The following is a 21,444-nucleotide window of genomic DNA, read 5'->3' on the forward strand; positions in this document are numbered from 1 at the left end:
TCTTCCTTTAACAAGAGCACAATTTGGAGAGGATTTTTGTCTAGATCAGCCACCATGCACGCAAAAATGCGCCTGTTTGCCAGCCGATGGCTGGTGGCCATTTGCGTGATGGTGGGGCTTGTTGGGCAGCTTTTCCTCCAAAGCCATGCGCAGCTGGGGGAAATGCCCCGCGCTACGCTTGAACGCCTTACCGGCCTTCATATTGGCCCAGCACTTAAAAGCCCGGCATGCCCTGATATGGATGATGCCATGGTTATGCCTGACGATGATGAAGGGCATGATCCCGCACACCATTCGCATGATGATAACAACGGGTTCTGCCCTCTCTGCCCGCTGCTGCAACTGCCTGATATCGCCTTTATCGGGGTTTTTATTGCCTTAAGCATTATGCTGCTGGCAAAGCGGCAGATCTATCATGATCGTGCCCCACGGGCTCCACCTGCTGGTGTTTTTACGGGCCTTCCCCATACACGTGGGCCGCCTCTTTCCCTGTCATGTCTTTACTGACAGGAACACGTTTTTGCGGCTGCTATCTGTAATATAATAGCATCTGTCATTCCCGCCTTATGCGGGAACCAGCCATAAGGGCTGGATACATCAACCTGCCCTGTCAGCCTTTATGTATGACGCTGTCAGGACAGATAGGTATGTCTCGTATTTTTCGAACACTCCCATGTTTTGGGGTTATGGTAGGCGGTCTTACGCTTATCTGTGCGCCAGCATTGGCTGCTTCACCCCCCGTCTACTGCACGCCAACCTCAACCAGTGGGCCTAAAAAATGCAGCGCTTCAGGGCCTTCATGCGGGTGTTCATCTTCGGCAAATCACGCATCTGCTGAAACAACTCATCAGAATATTACTGTATATGGATCTGGCTCCCGACATTCCTACACTGTGCCAACAATAGAAGCGTGGGGGAAAACGCCGGTTGCACTGAAGGATATTCCCCAGTCTGTATCTGTCATTACACAGCAGCGTATGGAAGATTCCAACATGCTGACAATGACGGATGCCATGCGCCAGATTAACGGTATTCGGGTTATGCCGGCCTCTACGGCCAATTCGAATTTCTACTCACGTGGGTACCAACTCACCACTTCTGTGGATGGCACGCCAAACGCTTCAGGAACGTTGAATAACGCCAGTTTTGATCTTTCCATGTATGATCGTATCGAGGTGCTGCGTGGGTCTTCGGGCCTGTTACAGGGGGCTGGTGGCGCGGGTGGCGTTGTAAATGAGGTCACCAAAAAACCGGGGCAGGATTTTGCGCTAAGCGGTGCCGCCAGCGTTGGAAGCTTTAACAACTACCGCGCTGATGTGGATATGACGGTAGCGCTCAACAAATCCAAAACTCTTCGCTTTCGCACGGCTGATCTGTTTGAAGATAATGATTACTTTTACAAATATGCCCATACCCGCAAATGGCAGGCCTATGGGGTGCTGGAGTGGGATATAACCCCGCGCACCACCTTTATGGTTTCTCACGCAGCGCAACAGCAGGATAATCAGGCCCCCTACTACGGATTGCCGCTTACAACGGCCAATACGCTGTGGTCTGGCAGCCGCTCGGCAAACCCTAGCCAGAGCTGGGGATATTCCAATTACATGACTCAACAGACCATTGCCTCACTCAACCAGAAACTCTGGGGAGATTGGTCAGCAACAGCACGTGGCACATTTTACGATCAAAGCTACAACACGCTTTATAACGAACCCTGGAACCAGATAGACCCCAGCACAGGGACCTTACAGTATCGGGACCAAGGCATTGCTGCCTTTAAGGGTACGAATTCATCACGCTCTGCGGATATTTATGCCCAGGGCAGTTTCCATTTTTTAAACCGCACGCATCATGCGCTTTTCGGGTTTAACTATAATTCGTACGAACAGGTTACGCAGTATGCCAACAACACCTGTAACGCCATCTATAATGATGTGAGCATAAACAACACGGATGTTGTTAAAAAACCCGCAGCGAGCTGTTTTAACTATGCCACAAACACCAATGGTTGGGGCACGGATGATTACGCCTATCAATGGGGGTTTTATGGCCAGCTCCGGTTTGAACTCACCAAAAAGCTCTCTCTTATTCTGGGCGGACGCGCCTCACGCTATTACGAGAAACTGCGCGATATTGCCCCCGCACCAGCAACACAATGGCAGACAACATCCAACATACATGGAGAGCTTACGCCTTATCTGGGAGCAGTTTACCAGATTACGCCCCATATCTCTTGGTATGCCAGCTACTCCAGTATTTTCACCCCTTCTGTGGGCAAGGAAACGTATCACGGTGGCGGGCTAACGCCTCAGCGTGGTAACCAGATTGAAACCGGGTTTAAGGCGGAATATTTTCATGGCCGGTTAAATGTTTCTTCTGCTCTGTTCCGGATGGAGAGTGTAAACCAGCCGGTGCAAGACCCTCTGCATGCACAGTTTTACGTCACCACTGGGCCTATTCGCCGCCAGGGGTGGGAAATGCAGATAGATGGGCAAGTTCTGCCTAATCTGGATGTTTCCATTGGCTATACGTATCTGGATACCAAAGTTTCCAATTCCCGCGTAAGCGATTTTGGCGGCGTTTACTCTCCCCACCACATGTTCAAATCCTGGGTGCATTACACCGTGCCAGATGGACGGTTGAAAGACCTGAACATAGGGGTTGGAATAGATGCCAACAGCAATCTGCGCGGGAGTTACGCTACCACCGTGCAAGGTGGATACATGACGATGGATGGCATGATTGGTTACAAGATCAACCGTAATCTGCGTCTGCAACTGAATGCCTATAATCTGACCAACCGCCATTATTACGAACGCGCCAGTGGTATATGGCAGTTCAACTTTCCTGCAGCCCCTCGCAATTTCATGGCAACGCTTCGTGCTACGTACTGATCCCCCCTCTTCTTCTCACTCTTTTTCGGACTGGAAAATTCTGCTTCCTTTCTGGGTGTCCGCAGAAAAATGGAAAGCATGGGGGCTGCTAGGGCTTATTATTGGGCTTTCGCTGCTTTATGTGCGCACTGCCGTATGGTTTGGCATTTGGGACCAAAAGTTTTTTGATGCCTTTTTTGCCTTCCATGTGCGCAAAGCCCTAGGCATGTTGCCGGTTTATATTGCGGCTTGCGCTCTTTCAGCCGGCATTTATGTGCTGCAAACCTATCTGACACAGATCCTTTCCATGCGCTGGCGCTTATGGAACACAAAGGTTTATCTGCAACACTACCTGAAAGACACGACCTATTACCGTTTGGAGCATGATGCCGCGCAGGCAGATAACCCAGACCAGCGTATTGCAGATGACCTTGCACAAATGACAACCCTTGTTCTTAAACTGGGGTTGGATGCTATTCAGGCTGTGATGACGTTGCTGTCATTCTCCATTGTTTTATGGGAAATCGGCGGAGCGTTATCGGTGCCACTTTGGGGGCATATCTATCATATTCCCGGCTATCTGTTTTTTGGAACAGTTCTTGTTTCTGTATTGGTTTCCTTTGTTATAGAAAAAGTGGGTGGCCCCTTAGTAAACGCTGATTATCAGCAACAGCATTACGATGCCGATTTACGCGCAAGCCTGCTTGATTTGCGGCGCAACTCTGAACAGGTTGCTTTTTATAAAGGGGAAGATGCTGAGCATCTGCGCTTTTCCACTCACCTAGCCCACATTGCCAAAAATTGGCGCAAGGTTGTGCATTACACCTGGCGTGCCAACTTTGTGGGAACGTTTTATAATCAAACCGCTTCCATTATTTTATGGGTTTTGCTGGTGCCCAAAATTATGGCGCATGCACTTACGTTTGGCACTTATGCGCGTATCAATGCGGCTTTCATGCAGGTTCGAAGAAGTTTGCAATGGTTTATTGATAACTACACAGATCTAGCCAATCTGCGCTCCACATTGCAGCGTCTGGCTGAATTTGAACGCATCATACAGCAAAAGCCGAGACAAGGTATTGTTTGCAAACCTACAAACCAAAATACAGTTTCAACCCATAATCTGGTTCTTAACCTGCCTTCCGGGCAGAGATTTCTGGACTTTGGCAGCCTGACATTTCAAGCCGGTGAGCGATGGGCCATTTACGGGGCATCCGGCAGCGGAAAGAGCACATTTTTACGCTGCTTAGCCGGGTTATGGCCTTATGGCAGTGGAGAAGTGTGCCTTAACAGCGCGAAAGCCATGTTTGTTCCGCAACAAAGCTACGTGCCATCGGGGCCTTTGCGGCAAGCCCTTTCCTACCCGTTATTGCCAGAGAAGCATGATTTGCACGCGTATGAAGCAGCCCTGCATGCCGCAAATCTGGGTGGTTATGTGTCTCGTCTGGATGAAGAGCAAGTATGGGGGAATATCCTGTCTGGTGGAGAGCAGCAGCGTCTGGCCTTGGCACGGGTTTTTCTATTTCAACCCTCCATTCTGTTTCTGGACGAAGCCACCTCTGCACTGGATGAAACCAATGAGCACGGCCTTTATGAGGCGCTGCTAACACTCTTGCCCAATTGTACAATTATCAGCGTGACACACCGCAAAGCGCTGCAAGATTATCATCAGAAACAAATTGTTTTACAAAATGGAAAGGCGTTCTTTTAATTCTTAGCAAACTAGAGGAGAAACCGCTTATGCCCATTCGCATCGGCGTTGCTGGCTGGTCGGTTCCTGCCCAACTCGCTGCAGAATTTCCTGCAACTGGTACGCATCTTGAACGCTACGGCACGCGTTTTTCTGCTGTGGAGATTAACAGCAGTTTCTATCGCCCTCATCAGCACAAAACTTATGTGCGCTGGGCGGCGAGCGTATCCTCTGATTTCCGTTTTTCCGTTAAACTTCCCAAGACAATTACGCATGAGCAGCGCTTTATAGGGTGCCAGGACCTTGTTGCGCGCTTTGCTGAGGAAACCAGCGGTTTAGGCAATAAGCGTGGCCCTATTCTGGTGCAACTGCCCCCCAGTTTTGCTTATCCCGGAGATATTGCTGAACAGTTTCTTCATGATCTGAAAGTTATCATCAACGGCCCGGTTGTACTGGAACCTAGGCATGTAAGCTGGTTTCAGCCAGAAGTTGATCTAATGCTGAAAAGGCAGCATGTCTCACGGGTTGCGGCGGATCCGGCTCGATTTGCTTCTGCTGCACAACCCGGAGGATGGAATGGTCTTGCCTATTTTCGGCTACATGGCTCTCCGCGCATTTATGAATCACCGTATAGCGCAGAAGCTGTGCAGGCACATGCAAACAGTGTTGCCGCATTAAGCGCATGTGGTACGGATGTTTGGACAATTTATGATAACACTACCTTTGGTGCCGCCACACAGAATGCACTTGAACTGATAGAGGCATTGCGGGCGTTAAAGCATTCACCCAGCATGATCACGGATTAACGTGCCTTTGGAGCCAGCTGATGTGTAATCTCTATTCCATGACATCCAACCCACAGGCCATTCGCAAGGCAGCAAAGGTGGTGGCAGACCACACGGGCAATCTTCAACCGTTGCCAGATATCTACCCCAACACCATGGCGCCCATTGTGCGCAATACAGCACAAGGCCGGGAATTGATGATGGCGCGCTGGGGCATGCCCACCCCACCAAACTATCTTAAGGGACACAAGGTTGACCGGGGTGTTACCAATATCCGCCACCCATCTTCCATGTGGTGGAAACGTTGGGAGCATGTGGGGCATCGCTGCCTTGTGCCGCTAACGGCTTTTTCAGAACCCACGCGCCTGCCAGATGGTAAGTCACAACCCGTATGGTTTGCCCGTAGCGATGATGAACCTCTGGCATTTTTTGCCGGGATCTGGTGCCAATGGACATCTGTGCGCAAACTGGCAGACGGGGAAACAACGGATGATCTCTTTGGATTTCTGACCACAGAAGCCAACCGGGAGGTTGGAGCCATTCACCCAAAAGCCATGCCGGTTATTCTCACGCAGCCGGAAGAGCTGGATATCTGGATGAATGCGCCAGCGGAAGAGGCTCTTCAGCTCCAAAGCCCCCTACCAGATGGTACGTTGAAAGTGATTGCCCCAGCTAACGCCCAGAACTAATCGCGCCTGTTATTGAGGAAAATGCAGATATCTGGTGCGGTAGAGCATCATGAGGCATGGACAGCATGGCAAGTGGACATTATTTTCCGCCAACCATGATTATTTCAGCCCGCCCCATCCAGATCGGCATTGATTTCGGTACGACCAATAGCGTCATCGTTATCGCGCGTCCTGATCGTACCATTCAGACCATTTCTTTCCCTACGCCGGATGGTGGTTCTTCTCAAACCTGCCCCACGCTTCTTGCCTTATGGCAAGAGATGGAAGGCGGCAGGCGGCTGCTCCAGCGGGCTGTGGGCGCTTACGCTGTTGAGGCGCATCTTGATGATCCGTCCGAAACGCGGCTTATCATGTCCATGAAGTCTTATCTGGCTCAAGCCAGCTTTCGTGAGACACAGGTTTTTAGCCAGCGCCTTTCGTTGGAAAATCTGATTGCTACGTTCCTGCGGGAATTGATGGCGCTTACAGATATTACTCCGGCAGAATGCCACGTTACGGTTGGGCGGCCGGTGCATTTTGTAGGCGAAAACGCAGATAACGCCTTGGGGGAAGCCCGGCTAAGGGCGGCCTTTACGCAGGCAGGATTTGCAGATGTGGCCGTTATGATGGAGCCAGAAGCCGCGGGCTGGCGCTTCATGCAGCGGCTGGATCGGCCCGCAACTGTGCTGGTTGGTGACTTTGGCGGTGGGACGAGTGACTTTTCGATCATGCGTTTTGACCCCGCCAGCAATCAAGGGGCACAGCCGCTTGGCCATACAGGTGTAGGGCTGGCTGGGGATCAGTTTGATTTCCGTATTATTGATAATGTTGTGGCCCCTTATCTTGGGCGTGATTGCACATTCCGCATTATGGGAGGGGAGCCCCTGCCAGTACCTATTGAATGGTACCACTCTCTAGCACGCTGGCATCGTCTTTCTTTGATGCGCACTCCGCGTATTCTTAATGAAATTGCAGATGTTGCCCGAACGGCTTCTGAACCGGAAAAACTGAAAAGCCTGATAGAGCTTATTCGTGAGCAGCATGGGCAAGAACTTTATAATGCGGTTTCTGCCACCAAACGTGCTTTATCCTCTGCGGAAAGTGCTGAGCTTTCTTACTCTCAACCCGGTCTGGATATTAAAACAACCGTCTCACGCGCAGATTTTGACCGCTGGATTGCCCCTGATATTGCCAAACTTGGTGAAGGTATTGATCAAGCACTCAGTCAGGCCTCTCTTGCGCCAGAACAGATTGACCGCGTGTTTCTAACTGGGGGCACGTCTTTCGTACCTGCAGTTAGACAACTTTTTACGTCTCGCTTTGGAGAAGATCGGGTTGAATTGGGTGGGGAGTTTGTTTCTGTTGCCGAAGGGTTGGCGTTGGCCTCTGTGTAGGTTTTGGAGGCCTACACTTTACCCGCCTGAAACCACGTAAAGGCGAATGTAGTTCTCCATCAAACGTTGTTGCATGTTTAAAAGCTCAATCTCGGCATCTAGATTGGCAAGCTGGCTGACAAGAAATTCTGCTTTAGATTCATCTCCGTGCCGGTAAGAAACCCCTACCCTTTTTGAGCTGATTTTTGCATTTTCAGCCATTTGCACAGCATTTCCATACTGTTCGCGTGTCATGTTGTAGTTGGCAAGAGCGTCTTCTGTTTCTTTCCAAGCATTTAACACAGTTCGCTTATATTCCAGCCCAGCGTTTTTGAGTTCGGATTGGCGCAATTCCACTTGTCGCGCAATTTTTCCACCTTCAAAAATAGGTAGTGTGAGCGTTGGGCCAAATTGAGTATTTCGTGCGCCCCATCCGAACTCGGTTAAGGTTAACGCATCTATGGAGAGTTCGCCAGAAAACGTAATTCGGGGGTAAAAATCCGCCCTGGCAATACCAACCATAGCTGAAGCTGCATGCAATCTTTGTTCAGCCGCACGAATATCTGGCCGACTTTTCACCAATACGGATGGAATTTTTAAAGGTGCTGGTGTGGTCTGAGTATAATCGATAGGTGAAAAACTATCATTCATTACAGATAAAGCATCTGGGCGGTTATATACTAACATGGAAAGCGCACGCTGCACGGCCAGCTGTGCATTATCCAGTTCCTGATACTTCATAAAAACCTTATGAAACTGATTGCTTTGCTCAAGAAGAACTGTTTGTGAAATGAGACCGCGTTGATATGAGGCATTATTTATAACTTCTATTTCTTTTAAAATATTGGATGCTTGTTTTTCTATTTCTACCATTTGTGCAAGATTGCGCCAAAGAAAATAGAGACGACAGATTTCTGCTTCGAATGAAAGAGACACAGCCTCTATATCATCTTGAAAAGCCTGACGGTTAGCATCTGCCACCTTCCGCATTAACTTATAGCGGCCCCATAAATCCAATTCCCATGATGCAAACATGCCGGTATTAAAATTACTATAAGAAACCCCTTTAGGTTCTAGGTATGAACCACCTTGATCTAGCCCTAACAGAGGCCGCAATACATCACCTATACCTGCTGTAGATGTATAATTTCTACTATACCCTGCTGTGCCGTTAATTTCTGGCATATTGGCGACATAGGCTATTTTTGTTTCAATGCGAGATGCCTGCAGTTTTTCATAAGCAATATTGATATCAATATTTTCCTGAAGGCCAATATCTATAAGCTTATCCAGCTCTGGTTGATTGAAATTTTGCCACCATTTTTTTTGAACCTTCCCATTAAACTGCTGGGCAGGAGTATTCTCCCACATTTGTGGTAAGGCGACTTTGGGGAGTGGTGTTTTAGGCTGCAGGGAGCATGCTCCCAACAATATTCCTGATAGTAAGAGTGCAACTGTATTTTTCTGGGATTTGGAAAATATAAAAATCATTGGACAGCCTTATCTTTTTGTTTTTCACCAAACATCACTAAGTAAAAAGCTGGCAAGGCAAGAAGAGTAAGAAATGTCGCAACACTCAAACCTCCAATCATGACAATGGCCATAGGTCCCCAAAAAATATTGAAGGCCAAAGGAATGAAGGCAAAAACTGATGCTAAGGCTGTAAGTATAACTGGCCTTGCGCGTAATAGTGTTGCATCAATAACAGACGCATTTAAGGATAAGCCATTCCGCTTATTATATTCTATTTGATCAACCAATAAGATGGTATTGCGCATGATCATTCCAGCCAGAGCAATTAAACCTAACAAAGCCACAAAACCAAAGGGGGCATTAAAAATAAGCAAGCCCAATACAGCGCCTATTACCCCTAAAAAACTGGAGCATAAAACCAGTATAACACGGCTGAACTGTTGTAATTGCAGCATCAAAATCAGCAGCATGATGCCTACTGTTGGGGGTAATAAAGCAAATATCGCATCATTTGCTGTTTGAGAAAGCTCGGCATCCCCCCCTATTTCCACTCTATAACCATATGGAAGATGCTTTTTTATATTATCTATTTCAGGTTTTATTTGCTCAACAATGTCCAAGGGTTCGGCGCCCGGCAGAACATCAGATTGAACGGTTATGCACGGCGCCCCATTTCGCCGCCATATAACGGGAAAAACCTGTTTGACTTCCAAGGAGCCCAATTGACCTAAAAACACATTGCCCATTGGCGTTTGTATCGGAAGCAGCATCCATAATTGCGGGTCATGACGGTATTTTTCTTCTGCACGAATAACCAGACTACGGTGATTATCTGTGCTGAAAATTGTTCCTACCACTTCCCCAGAAAGAAAAGCCTGCAGCTGTTGTGCAACGGCAATGCGATTACTTCCAAAATGAACAACTTTACCTGAATCCAGCTTGAATGATTCAGATAAAGTGCGGTTGCCCCAGTCAATTTGTACATCAGATGTGCCAGGTGTTTTTTTAAGAATATCTCTTATTTCATGGGAAATATTTATAATTTCATCTACATTGGGCCCGATAACCCGATATTGCACTGGAAAATCAGCAGTTGGCCCCAAGGAAAGTCTTTGTACATGAAGGCTTGCCGGGATATCATTAGCAAATTCTTTGATCTTCCTGAAAATTTCTTCTCGGGCATCCAGATCCTTGGCAACCAGCAAAAGTGTTGCGTGTGAAGCGCTGGGACTGGCAGGAATATAAGGCATGTAAAATCTGGGAGCACCATCTCCAATATGTGTTTCAATATGATACAGTGAAGGTAAGGATAAAATCCTGCTTTCAATATTACTTACAATTTTATTTGTTTTACTCAGCGAGCTGCCGGGGGGTAATGCAACATCAACAATCAGTTCTGGACGGTCCGATAATGGGAAGAACTGCTGATTCACTAAGTTTGTGCCAAATATTGCAATAACAAGAAGAAAAATGGTTACTGCGCACACAGTTTTTCTTTTAACAATAACCCACTCAAGAATTTTTCTTAAAAGAAGAATGCTTTTGCTTTCTAACGAAGGTTCATTTTCTAGTGCATTTTTGGGTTGTGGTAAAAACCATACGCCAAGCAATGGTATAAAAACCACAGCTACAACCCAACTGCAAAGTAATGCCGCTGCACTTACCCAGAAAATTTCACCGGCATACTCACCTGTAGTAGATTTAGCTATTCCGACAGGTAGAAAGCTTATAATTGTGATTAACGTGCCCGTAAGCATGGGGAACGCAGTGTGCGACCATGCGTAGGATGCAGCATCCTCTCGGCTTGCGCCGTTAGATAACTGCACAATCATGGCCTCAATACTAATAATAGCATCATCAACTAACAGACCAAGAGACAGTATTAAAGCACCAAGAGAAATACGCTCTAAGCTAATACCTGATATTTTCATATATAATGCGACAAAAGATAAGGTAAGCGGCACAGAAAATGCCACAACCATACCGCTTCGAAATCCGAGCGTGCCAAAAGCCACAATCAACACGACCAGGAGTGCAAAAAAGAATTTTAAAAGGAATGTATTTACAGCTTCCTTAATAATTTTACTTTGATCTTCAACCTGAACAAACTTTAGCCCTGTAGGAAGGTCCGCATTTATTTTGCCCAGTTCTGTATTCAGCCTTTTACCTAAGGCCAGACCATCTCCATCTTTTGCCATTGCCACGGCTATAATTAATGCCGGCTGGCCATGATACCGGACAATGCTGGATGGAGGATCAACATATCCACGGCTAACAGTTGCAATGTCTTTAACATGCAAATTACCAGATTTTGAAGGTAATGTGATCTGCTCTATAGATTCCTGATTATCTGCGGCACCAGAAACATCAATAGGTACATCAATGCCAAAGTCCAGCATGCCTCCTGAGGCAATAAGACTGTGCTGCTGTATAGATTCAGAAAATTGCTGCAAACCTATACCCGTATTTTTTAGGCGGGTAGGATCTATATCTATATTAAATGTTGCTGGAATTTCTCCAATAACCTGTACTTTTCCAACATCAGGAATTCTCTGGAAACCTGTTTTGATTTTCTTGGCTATTGGAGAAAGACTGGATATTTCAGGGCCTGTGAGCGCAAAAGTATAACCATACACATCTGCAAAATCATCGTTTACAGACAGACTGCTTCCTTCTGGTAAAGAAGGAGAAACATCAGATACTTTATTACGAACTTTTTGCCATATCTGCGGGACCTGCTCTTTTGGAGCATTATCATTTAATGAAACCTGAGTGACACAGAAAGACGGGTTACAGTAAGTAGAAAGGGAATCTAAAAATTCTATACCACGTAATTCTTGCTCCAGCGGATCTATAATTTGTGTCTGCAATGCGTCTGGGCTTGCACCAGACCATTGGGCCGAAATAGTCATGCTTTTTAATGTGAAATTAGGATCTTCAGCTCGACCCAAATTTGCAAATTGCCATCCCCCTGCAATAAGAGAGATAATCATCAAAAAGCCAATAAGCTGAGGATGTTCCACACCCCAGCGAGATGGATTGAACTTTTGAGACATCATGAATGATCATCCATTTGAACAATTTTCACGATATCTTCGTGGCGAAGAAGATCCGGGCCATTTGAAACAACAAGTTGCTGAGGCAAAAGCCCCGTTACAACGGCATCTTGCCCGCTCAAGCTTATAATCGTGATACGCTGTTCAGAAATATGTTGTTGGTCTTCACTCACTTTCCAAACATAAGGGAGCCCCTGTTTATAAAAAAGCGCTGTAAGAGGCACACGAACACGATTTTTTACTTGTTCTGGAATAAAGTTGACCAGAACTGAATCATTAAATGGTATTGGCAAGGGTGTTTTTAATAACACCCTTGCATGCCTTATTTTTGTTTCATCATCAAAGTATGGGCTGATACGTACCACCTCTCCTTGTGTAATAATAGATTGGGAGGTGCCTGTTGTAATCTTAATTTCGGCTTTCTCGCCAATATTTACACAATTTGAATCATATAATTCGACATCAATTTCGGGTTTTCCTGCAGCCAGCACAGCAACCTCATTTCCTGCCCCGGTTAATGCACCGGGCTGCGTAGAAATTTTTATGAGAGTTCCATCCTCTGGGGCGCGTATCATGCTTTGCTGTTCATGACTTTCAGCCAGTTTTACAGATTCTTTTGCGGCTTTTTCTTTTGCGCGCGCCATGGCGAGAGCTGATTGTCTATCTTTTATTGCGCTTGTAGATAAAGCACCTATCGCATCCAAACCATTACTGCGCTTTACGAGATCAGAAAGTTGAAGTGTATTGGCATGTGCTTCTTCAAACTCATTCTGAGCTTGCGCCAGAAGAAGTTTTGAATCTGTATTGTGCATAACAACCAAAACATCGTCTTTATGTATGATTTCGCCTTCATGTACAGGAATATTTTTGATTTTTCCTTCCCTTACTGAAGAAACAGATATGATATGCTCGGTTGTGTAGAAACCTACATAGTTTGATGAGTTATGATTAGCTGGTACAACCTGAACTGCTTCAACAGGCTTTTGTTGTGGAGCTACAGTTTCAGGACGTTTTTCCTTGCAACCACTTGCAGATATAAAAGCTGCAATCAAAACAGCCTTATAAAAAAAATTTGTTTTTTTTCTGTTATGATACATAATACTTACAACTATGCATTGGATCTATTGTGCGGGGTTCTACGTGTTGTGAATATTACTGCCATTAGACAGCAAAACACCAAAAAATATAAGAACAATACCTAATATTTGAGAGTAATCTAAGCTTTGATTAAAATAAAATCTGCTAATAAGGCATGAAAAAACAATACCTAGCCCAGAAGACACACTATAAACTACACTCATAGGTGTAATTTTTAAGGCAAGGGACAGAAAAAGGAATGATAACACATACCCAATACTCATAACGAAAATTGGGAGAGGTTTTGTGAAATTTTGTGTTTCTTTAAGTGCTGCCGTGCCCACCACTTCAGCAACCACTGTAAAGAATATATATAAAAATCCTTTCATTGTTCAATCTTTTTGGAATGTGTGATGTGTTCAATAATGTTCTGAATTTCTTCGTATTGAATACCATTCAGTTTTTCCGCGCCTAATATTTCCCACAGCGACAATCCATCTGCTGCTAGGCAGCATAGAATCATCAACGGTGAGCTTTCTTCAAAAAGACCAGTAGATTTTATTGTTTGCCAATAAATGCGCGTCCATTCCTGAGACAGTTTGCTGTCTGAAAGCATGACAGACAAAAGCTGGCGCAGAATAATATAGCTTTTATCCTGTGGGTTAGAGGCGTTTCCCAAGCCGATATAGGCACGTGCCGCTCGCCCAGTTTTCACTGGGTCTTTTTCCATGGTGGCCAGTATCTCATCTCTAAAGAGATTGAGTTCACGATGGAACAATCCGTCAAGAAGCTTCTCTTTGGAGGGAAAATGATGCAGCAAGCCACCTTTGCTTACGCCTGCTTTTTGCGCAACCAGATTCAATGTCAGTTTTTGTGCACTTTCATGAATCAGTATTTCAGCCGCAGCATCTAAAAGATTGCTTTTTACGGATTCTGGATTGTTCGTACGTGTCTTATGGTTTGCCATAGACAAAACATACCGGCTGGACGGTTTTTTGTAAAGCCAAGATTCACAGCACCCCAAAAATCAGATTTTAATGGTGTTTGGGGTGCTGAAGGCTTTGTAATATGCTGTTTAAGATTTCTGCTTTTGAGATGTGCTTTCTTTGGATGGTGATGCAGAAAGTTGGGTGGAAATACGACCAGTTTTAATGGCAGCACAAAAAGCTTTCCAATCAGCTTTTGTCTGATCTGCATAAGCAACGGAGAACCCAGCTATGGCATCAGCAAACGCACGCCCTCCTCCTAGATAGCCTGCTAAAGTGGCAACATCGGCAGAGCGTGCATGGGCACGTGCCAGCGTACGGCCACATAAAAGCGCATAATCAGGCAGACCAACCTGTGCAAACTCTGCCCCAATTGCAGCCAAGCGCTGATCTTTCAACCGGCGCACATAAAACTGACGCTGCCCGATAGAAAGATTCCCGGTTTCACCATCTGCTTCATCCGTGCCACAACTATGCGTCCAGCCTAAAAATGCATCAGATGCTGTTTGCATAATACGTTGCCCGACCACAACACGTTCACCCTGATTGTGGAAAGGAGAAGGCTGAAGATATGGCGCTAAAACAGAAGTCTGGGCTTCCTTGATCTGAAGCAGCAAAACTTCATTATCTGGCGTTGAAAATAGACCTATGGCGCAGAATGTCCCCACACTCCCTACCCCAACAACCTTGAAAATAACATCTTGCAATGCATAGCGAGAAAGCAGAATAGCGCGCTCGGGAGGTTGTGTTGCAATATATCTGGCAAAGGCTGTGCGTATTGCGGCATCCTGTTCTGGCAGACGCACCACCAAAGGTGGTTTTTCTGTCAGACGCGGCGTTCCACAATCTTCCGCCACAAGGCCAAAATGTTTGCGCGCGCTTTCTAATCGCGCTTCCAACAGGCTCTGGACTTTTTTGCGAGCCTGTTTGTTCTGAAAACCCGCAATGGCAGCAGAAAGGTCAATGCGTTCTGCCCAGATTTCCAAAGGACTTATAGGGGCCAGATGCGCCATTTCCTGCGCATAGGATTGCGCCATGCTACGTGCCAGATTACGGGCAGATCCATCAGCAAGCCCTGCTTCCCGTCCAGCAAGAACCAAGGAGGTGCCTAAGCGTTTGATATCCCATTCAAATGGAGCAGGAAGTGTTTCATCAAAGTCATTGATATCAAAAACCGGTATTCCTTCGGCAGAGGCATAGCTGCCAAAGTTGGCCAGATGGCAATCTCCGCAACTCTGCACTTTTGGGCCTGCGGTAAGTGTTCCAGCCAAATCTGCGGCCATCACCGCCGCCGCTCCGCGCAAAAACGCGAAAGGAGATACTGCCATACGTGCATACCGCACAGGCAGCAATGCGCTGATCCGATGCGCCCCTTGCGCCTCAAGGATAGACACCGGATCCGCCCTTTTTTTTGAAGGATGCCATTCGGCTTGCTGGGTGCGTGGGGCAGCCTTACGAAGTTTTATGCCATTGGCATGGCGCAAGGTACGCGGGATAAGGCTTGCAGACTGAGCCGGATGAGATGCGATCATAAGCCATGTTTAGGCATAACCTTAGAAGTAAACCAGCAATCCAAGCACAAAGCATTACAGGTATGCCTTACGCTGGTATCTCTGGCCATATTTAGGACGAGTGTCTTTTTTAGGAACACACATTCCCTTTCTGCCGTTTTCAGGCAGGAACTTCGCAACCCAACATAGCGTTGGCCTTGTTATATAGACGTAATGCCGGGATAAGTTTTTCTATCCCTGACATATTTTAATTTTAATCTTTTTGGCCTTTATACCATCAAGGAGCCTACCTTATGACTGAAACACCCCCTCAGACACCTGCAAAATCACACCCGGTGCTGATAGGGTTTGGCTCCTTCCTGCTGGCCATTATTCTGCTGATTCTGTTCTGGTCGTGGGACTGGTTTGTACCTTTGGTCAATTCCCGCGCTACAGAAATGCTCCATCGTAAAACAACTATTGAGCATCTGCATGTGGGCTTGGGCCGCATCACAACCATTCGCGTAGAAAACCTGAAGATTGAACAGCCTCAGACCTTTTCTCAGGAAAAAAGCCTATTTGCTGAATCCAAGGAATTAGCTGTTTCAGTCGATGTCTGGTCCTACATATGGCATCATGCGCTCCATATTCCGCTTATAGCGCTGACAGACCCCAAAGCAGATATTCTTGCCCGCAAGAATGGTGAAAACAACTATACCTTTACTGCAGACGGAAAGCCTGCCTCCACAGATAAAAAGAACGCAGATAAGGCAACCAGCCTCCCTGATATTGGGGAACTGCGTATTACCAATGGCGCGCTGCATGTTCGGCATGATCCGCTACAGGCTGATATGCAGATGGGAGTGGAAACAACCCCACCAGAAGGTAACAGCCGTGGGGCTCTGCGCCTCACAGCCAAGGGGCGTTATGCGCAACAACCTATTACAGCCCGCTTTGTAGGAGGAACGGTTCTCTCTTTTGTTACAGATAAAGAACCCTACCCGGTTGATCTTTTTGTGCAAAATGGCCCAACAACAGCCACACTGAAAGGTGATGTGGTCCACCCCCTCACTCTTGCTGGTGCCCGCCTGAAACTGCACTTTGCCGGGCCAGATATGTCCTTGCTGTACCCCCTCACTGGTGTGCCCATTCCCCGCACGCCAGCTTACAACATTACTGGCGCTTTGGATTATACCCGTGAGCATATTGTGTTCCGAGATTTTGAAGGCAAAATGGGCACGAGTGACATTGGGGGGACCATTGAAGTCAACCCGCATGAAAAAACCATATTCGTACAGGCAAACCTTCATTCCAAGCAGGTAAATCTTGTTGATTTGGGGGGCTTTATTGGTGCAAAGCCAGATAAGACAAAGGCTGAAGAAAAAGCAGAAGCCAAAAGCAACACGGTGCTGCCTGATACGCCTATCAACATTCCTAAACTGAATGCTGTGAATGCTCATGTCACGTATCATGGGGCGCATATCGAAAACCAGAAAGTGCCGCTTGATAACATTGATGCCGAGTTTTTTGTGACTGATGGCGCCATTGACCTCAAACGCCTGAATTTTGCGGTTGGAAATGGCACTTTGGCCAGTTCTGCCACCCTTAAGCCAGACGGCAAACTGTTTGATACGACCGCCCGGATTGATTTTGCCCGGATTGATCTTTCACGCATAATGCAGGCCACTACAGATTCAAAAGCCCAAGGTATTATTGGTGGGCATATGACTCTGAAAGCAAAAGGTAATTCCATTGCTTCCTTAATGGCTGCTGGCAATGGGGGACTTACGCTGGTGCTGGATCAAGGCGGGGATATTACCGCTATCTTGCCAAGTGTGTTGGGGTTGCAATTGGCTAACGCTGTTCTTAGCGCGATTGGCCTGCCCTCCCATACAGATATTCGCTGCTTTATTGCCGATATGCCGCTCAAGAACGGTATTGTTTCCACTAACACTCTGTTGCTTGAAACGGGTGAATCTCGCACCTTGGGCAAAGGTACCATCAATTTCCGCACGAATAAGCTGGATTACGAACTCACCACACGTTCACAAAACCCCACCATCGCTTCGTTGCCTGGTGCGTTTCATATTACCGGTCCCATCAAATCCCCTACTGTTTTGCCTGGTGCCGAAATTCTTGGCCGCGCAGCTGCGGCCGCAGGGCTTGGGTTTGTTTTTCCACCACTTGCTTTGCTTCCAACCATTCAGATTGGTGTCGGTGATAAATCTTTGTGCAGCCGTGCTGTTCAGGAAGTTAACAGCAACCCCGCAGCAGGCATTGCACCCGGAGCCTTGTCTCATGCACGTGGTTCCGTAGGAAAAAGCAAGCTTTCCCCTGCTAAATTCCGCACAGTAAGCAGTAAGAAATCGCAACCGGCTCAGCCAGCCCCAAAAGGACAGAAGCAAATGACACCTGCCGAAGTGCGAGCTGCATGGGATGCAAAGCTAAAGAATAAAAAATAGAAAAGCTGGTTTTATTTTCCTATATCTGTATTCTGATTAATGTGCATTCACTGCGGGCAAACAAAAGGTTTGTCCGCAGTGTTGATAAGGCTGCTGGCCCATATATTATCCCAAACCAGAAAATCGCAGACACAAAATTACGATCTGCTTAATTTTCTTATAAACTCGTGCATAAAACGGGTTCTATTCTTGTGTATAGGCTTCGCTTTCCGCTGAATTTCCGAAAAATATATACATTTAATAAATACTTCTTGAATTATGCACTTATAATTCCGAAAAATGTTGATTGTATAATTAATTTTCACACACATTTATACAAAACAAATTATTTAGAAACCAATTACCCTTCAAATCTGTTGTGATGAGATAAATTATGTGCCGACAGAACAGTCAGCATATGCTTTTCATGCCTTTCTGCGCTATTTTCGGAGATATATATGGCTGATATTATTTGCCGAAATAGCCTTCTGTTTGATGGCTCTGGAGCACCTCCTGCCATTGCAGATGTTGCTGTTACGAATGGTAAAATTACTGCCATCGGATCTCATCTTGAAGCGGCATGTAATACTGTTGAGATAGAATGTCAGGGTTTATGGCTGATGCCAGGATTACTGGATATTCATACTCATCTTGATCTGGAAATAGAGCTCGCTCCCGAATTGCCAGAAGTAGTGCGGCATGGAACGACAACTGTTGTCATAAGTAATTGCTCTATTGGGGTCACATATGGCCATCAGCGCAGTAATGGCGAAGACCCTATTGTTGATTGTTTTGCACGGGTTGAAAACATGCCAAAACCAATCCTCAAAAGGGTTGCCGATGCATGTACGTGGTCAGATTCAGAAAGCTACCTTCATCATCTGGAAAGCCTGCCTCTGGGGCCAAATGTGGTGCCGCTCATACCTCATTCCATGCTCAGAATTGCAGTCATGGGGTTAACCGCATCTATCAGCAGGAAGCCAACACAGCAGGAACTTGCCCATATGGTGCAACTTCTGGAAGCTGGCATGGCTCAAGGTTATGCCGGTTTCTCAACCGATGCACTGCCTTTTCATTTTCTGGCCAATTCACCCAATAAAAAGAAAAAAATTCCAACACAGTATGCTTGTTTCCAAGAATTATCCCGGCTGACAAACATTGTACGACGTTATAATCGTGTTTGGCAGGCCACGCCCCCAAAAGACAATATTTTTGTTGCTGTACGCAGCTTTATGCTCAGCAGTGGACGCCTTTACAAGCATTCACTCAAAACCACAGTGTTGGCAGCGATTGATCTACAAACCAACCGTTCCGCCATGTATCTTTGTCTCCTACTTTCTTCAATACTGAACTCGCGCATATTCAAAGGGAACTTGCGCTTTCAAGCTCTCTCCTCATCGTTTCGCATCTGGAGTGACGGCGCCATCAATCCGATTGCTGATGAAATCCCTGAATTTCGGGCACTTAACGAACTGGAACTAGATGACCGTTTGGGCCGTGCACGTATTTTGAACGATCCAAAATGGGTCAAAGCATTCCGCAAAATGTGGCTCAAAGGAAAAAATGGCTGGTCTTTTAGAAAAATATTGCGGCTTTTTCGCATGGAAGGCGTTGTGCTTACCCGAAATCTGAAAGACATGATTGTGGCGGAATGCCCGTTTGCCAGTTGGATTGGAGGCACACTGGAAGCCCCGTATCGTAGGCTTCTTATGTATCAGGCTGCGGAGGCTCATAATGCCGCATCCACTGATGAAGAAGAGGTATTTTTCTCCAGTTTTCCGAACCCAATTAAAGATGATGCTGCATTCTTTTTACATTTGCTGCGCACATGGGATACAGATTTGCGGTGGGAAACAACTTTTGCAAACCGGAATGTAAAAACACTTAAAAAGCTTCTGTTTCACAAGCAAACACTACCGGGTTTTAACGATAGCGGCGCACATCTTGCCAATATTGGTTTTTACGATGGAAACCTTCGTGCCTTAAAAATTGCACAGCAAGAAGGATTGCAGCAGGTTTCTGTCATGGTTCATCGCCTAACAGGTCTTCCTGCCAAGTTTTTTGGAATTGATGCGGGGTTAGTGCGTCCTGGTATGCAGGCCGATCTTTGCATTATTGATCCGATCGCTCTTGCACGGTGGAACCCTGAAAAAACATATCACTTTATACACCGTCCCCAATTTGGATGTCGGCAAGTTGTTAACCGTCCTGACGCTGTTGTGCGGAATGTTATTATTGGCGGCAAAGTAGCATGGCATGACAGCGAATATTCAGAGGAATTCGGAAAAACAGCATATGGGCGTGTCATCAGAGCAAAAGACCACCTATCGGAACAAAATATTCTCTAATAGGCCGATTTTTTGGTGTTTGTTAAACAATTCTATCGGATTTACCTAAGCGTCAGATGGGGAAAACCCCCAACAATTCAACTTATTGTAGGGGCATTGTTATTTTGGGTAACTGTTCTTTATGATCCTGTTGCTTCTCAATAGAAATAAAGAGTTCTTTCAGTGACTACTCTGCCTTTGGTCGATATCGAACAGCGCGACATGATTGCGTCATTTCCGTCCTTCAACCCAGAGCAGGATGACCTGATGGAGTTCCGCCGCAGCTTGGTTGAAGGGACAACAGCTCTCCTCAATTCTGGAGCTGTCAAATATGAGGAGCGACTAATCCCCGGCCCAGATGCAGCCCCGGATGTTCGCGTTATCCTGTTTCACCCACCTAAAACCAGCAGAACAACGTCTGCCATTCTTTACGTCCATGGTGGCGGCATGATTGCCGGAACCCCTGACATGCAGGCGGGTATGCTGGACCGACTGGCATCTGAAACAGGCACACTCATTGTCTCGGTTGATTATCGCTTGGCACCAGAAACGCCTTTCCCTGGTGGGTTGGAAGATGTTTATGCCGCACTGGTCTGGCTGCATGAGAGTGCGGGAGAATTGGGCATTAATTCTGAGCGCATCATGATTATGGGTGATAGTGGTGGAGGATGTTTGGCCGCCGCCACAGCACTTCTGGCGCGAGATCGTGGCAAGATAAAATTGCACGCACAAGTCCTGATTTATCCAATGCTTGATCTGCGCACAGGCAGCACAAATGCGCCTTCAGATGATCCGACAACAGGAGAGTTTGTGTGGACACGCGCCCAGAACCAACATGCTTGGTCTGCCGTGCGTGGAGAATTGACTGATGATGATCCGCAATTTGGTTATTTATCGCCTGCATTCATGCGTGATCTCTCCGGCTTGCCGCCAACATTCATTATTACTGGTGCGCTGGATCTATTTCGCGATGAAGATATTACTTTTGCGCAGCGCCTATGGAAAGCAAGCGTACCAACAGAACTTATCGTCTATGCCAATGCAGTACATGCCTTTGACCTATTGCCCTCCTCTCTAGGCAAACGTGTGCGTCATGATGTGTTGGAAGCCGTACGTCGCCTGTTATAAACTTAAAAACTCCGCCAATACACGGCTTGCAAATCTGGCACCAATTACAGACACTCCTCTTTCCTATGAAACATGAA

15 protein-coding genes are annotated in these 21,444 nt (G+C 46.6%); 9 read left to right on the forward strand and 6 right to left on the reverse strand.

What is annotated here, in order from left to right; all coding sequences use genetic code 11:
• The first annotated feature begins 66 nt into the window (after positions 1 to 66).
• The 6 genes from EOV40_RS06180 to EOV40_RS06205 are packed head-to-tail and all read left to right on the forward strand — an operon-like array spanning position 67 to position 7,410.
• The gene (locus EOV40_RS06180) at positions 67 to 507 is read left to right on the forward strand and encodes a DUF2946 family protein (RefSeq protein WP_128106199.1); all 441 of its coding nucleotides are present in this window, start codon (positions 67 to 69) and stop codon (positions 505 to 507) included.
• A 59-nt stretch (positions 508 to 566) separates the two neighbouring features.
• Entirely contained in the window at positions 567 to 2,894 is a 2,328-nt protein-coding gene (locus tag EOV40_RS06185; RefSeq protein ID WP_128105348.1) for a TonB-dependent siderophore receptor, read from the forward strand.
• Positions 2,824 to 4,584, forward strand: coding sequence for an ABC transporter ATP-binding protein/permease (locus EOV40_RS06190; RefSeq protein WP_128105349.1), 1,761 nt, complete (start codon positions 2,824 to 2,826; stop codon positions 4,582 to 4,584). Before EOV40_RS06185 ends, EOV40_RS06190 begins: the two co-directional genes overlap by 71 nt.
• Before the next feature lie 29 nt (positions 4,585 to 4,613).
• Complete coding sequence (locus tag EOV40_RS06195; protein ID WP_128105350.1) at positions 4,614 to 5,369, forward strand: DUF72 domain-containing protein; 756 nt, start codon at positions 4,614 to 4,616, stop codon at positions 5,367 to 5,369.
• 20 nt (positions 5,370 to 5,389) lie between these two features.
• A complete protein-coding gene (locus EOV40_RS06200; RefSeq protein WP_128105351.1) occupies positions 5,390 to 6,037 on the forward strand; it encodes an SOS response-associated peptidase in 648 nt (215 codons plus the stop codon).
• 56 nt (positions 6,038 to 6,093) lie between these two features.
• Positions 6,094 to 7,410 (forward strand): Hsp70 family protein, encoded by a 1,317-nt coding sequence (locus tag EOV40_RS06205; RefSeq protein ID WP_128105352.1) that lies wholly within the window; start codon positions 6,094 to 6,096, stop codon positions 7,408 to 7,410.
• Between the two features lie 18 nt (positions 7,411 to 7,428).
• Here EOV40_RS06205 and EOV40_RS06210 read toward each other — a convergent pair whose 3' ends face one another.
• The 6 genes from EOV40_RS06210 to EOV40_RS06235 all read right to left on the reverse strand — a co-directional run bounded on the left by EOV40_RS06210 (position 7,429) and on the right by EOV40_RS06235 (position 15,513).
• Positions 7,429 to 8,880, reverse strand: coding sequence for an efflux transporter outer membrane subunit (locus EOV40_RS06210; protein WP_244297018.1), 1,452 nt, complete (start codon positions 8,878 to 8,880; stop codon positions 7,429 to 7,431).
• Positions 8,877 to 11,921 carry an efflux RND transporter permease subunit gene (locus tag EOV40_RS06215; protein WP_128105353.1) on the reverse strand — a complete coding sequence of 1,015 codons (3,045 nt, stop codon included), beginning with the start codon at positions 11,919 to 11,921 and terminating at the stop codon, positions 8,877 to 8,879. Before EOV40_RS06215 ends, EOV40_RS06210 begins: the two co-directional genes overlap by 4 nt.
• A complete protein-coding gene (locus tag EOV40_RS06220) occupies positions 11,918 to 13,015 on the reverse strand; it encodes an efflux RND transporter periplasmic adaptor subunit (protein ID WP_128105354.1) in 1,098 nt (365 codons plus the stop codon). The genes EOV40_RS06215 and EOV40_RS06220 overlap by 4 nt, the downstream gene beginning before the upstream one ends.
• A 39-nt stretch (positions 13,016 to 13,054) precedes the next feature.
• Entirely contained in the window at positions 13,055 to 13,384 is a 330-nt protein-coding gene (locus EOV40_RS06225; protein ID WP_050819831.1) for a DMT family transporter, read from the reverse strand.
• Complete coding sequence (locus tag EOV40_RS06230; protein WP_050819832.1) at positions 13,381 to 13,962, reverse strand: TetR/AcrR family transcriptional regulator; 582 nt, start codon at positions 13,960 to 13,962, stop codon at positions 13,381 to 13,383. The genes EOV40_RS06225 and EOV40_RS06230 overlap by 4 nt, the downstream gene beginning before the upstream one ends.
• A 108-nt stretch (positions 13,963 to 14,070) precedes the next feature.
• Positions 14,071 to 15,513, reverse strand: coding sequence for a DUF2252 domain-containing protein (locus EOV40_RS06235; protein ID WP_128105355.1), 1,443 nt, complete (start codon positions 15,511 to 15,513; stop codon positions 14,071 to 14,073).
• Between the two features lie 272 nt (positions 15,514 to 15,785).
• Between EOV40_RS06235 and EOV40_RS06240 the strand changes: the two genes are divergently transcribed.
• The 3 genes from EOV40_RS06240 (at position 15,786) to EOV40_RS06250 (ending at position 21,367) form a co-directional block, all read left to right on the forward strand.
• Positions 15,786 to 17,933 (forward strand): AsmA family protein, encoded by a 2,148-nt coding sequence (locus tag EOV40_RS06240; protein WP_128105356.1) that lies wholly within the window; start codon positions 15,786 to 15,788, stop codon positions 17,931 to 17,933.
• A gap of 437 nt (positions 17,934 to 18,370) precedes the next feature.
• A complete protein-coding gene (locus EOV40_RS06245) occupies positions 18,371 to 20,260 on the forward strand; it encodes an N-acyl-D-amino-acid deacylase family protein (protein WP_128105357.1) in 1,890 nt (629 codons plus the stop codon).
• Positions 20,261 to 20,422: 162 nt separating this feature from the next.
• Positions 20,423 to 21,367 (forward strand): alpha/beta hydrolase, encoded by a 945-nt coding sequence (locus tag EOV40_RS06250; protein WP_128105358.1) that lies wholly within the window; start codon positions 20,423 to 20,425, stop codon positions 21,365 to 21,367.
• The last annotated feature ends 77 nt before the right edge of the window (positions 21,368 to 21,444 follow it).

The sequence above is a fragment of the Acetobacter oryzoeni genome (assembly GCF_004014775.2).
Lineage (GTDB): Bacteria > Pseudomonadota > Alphaproteobacteria > Acetobacterales > Acetobacteraceae > Acetobacter > Acetobacter oryzoeni.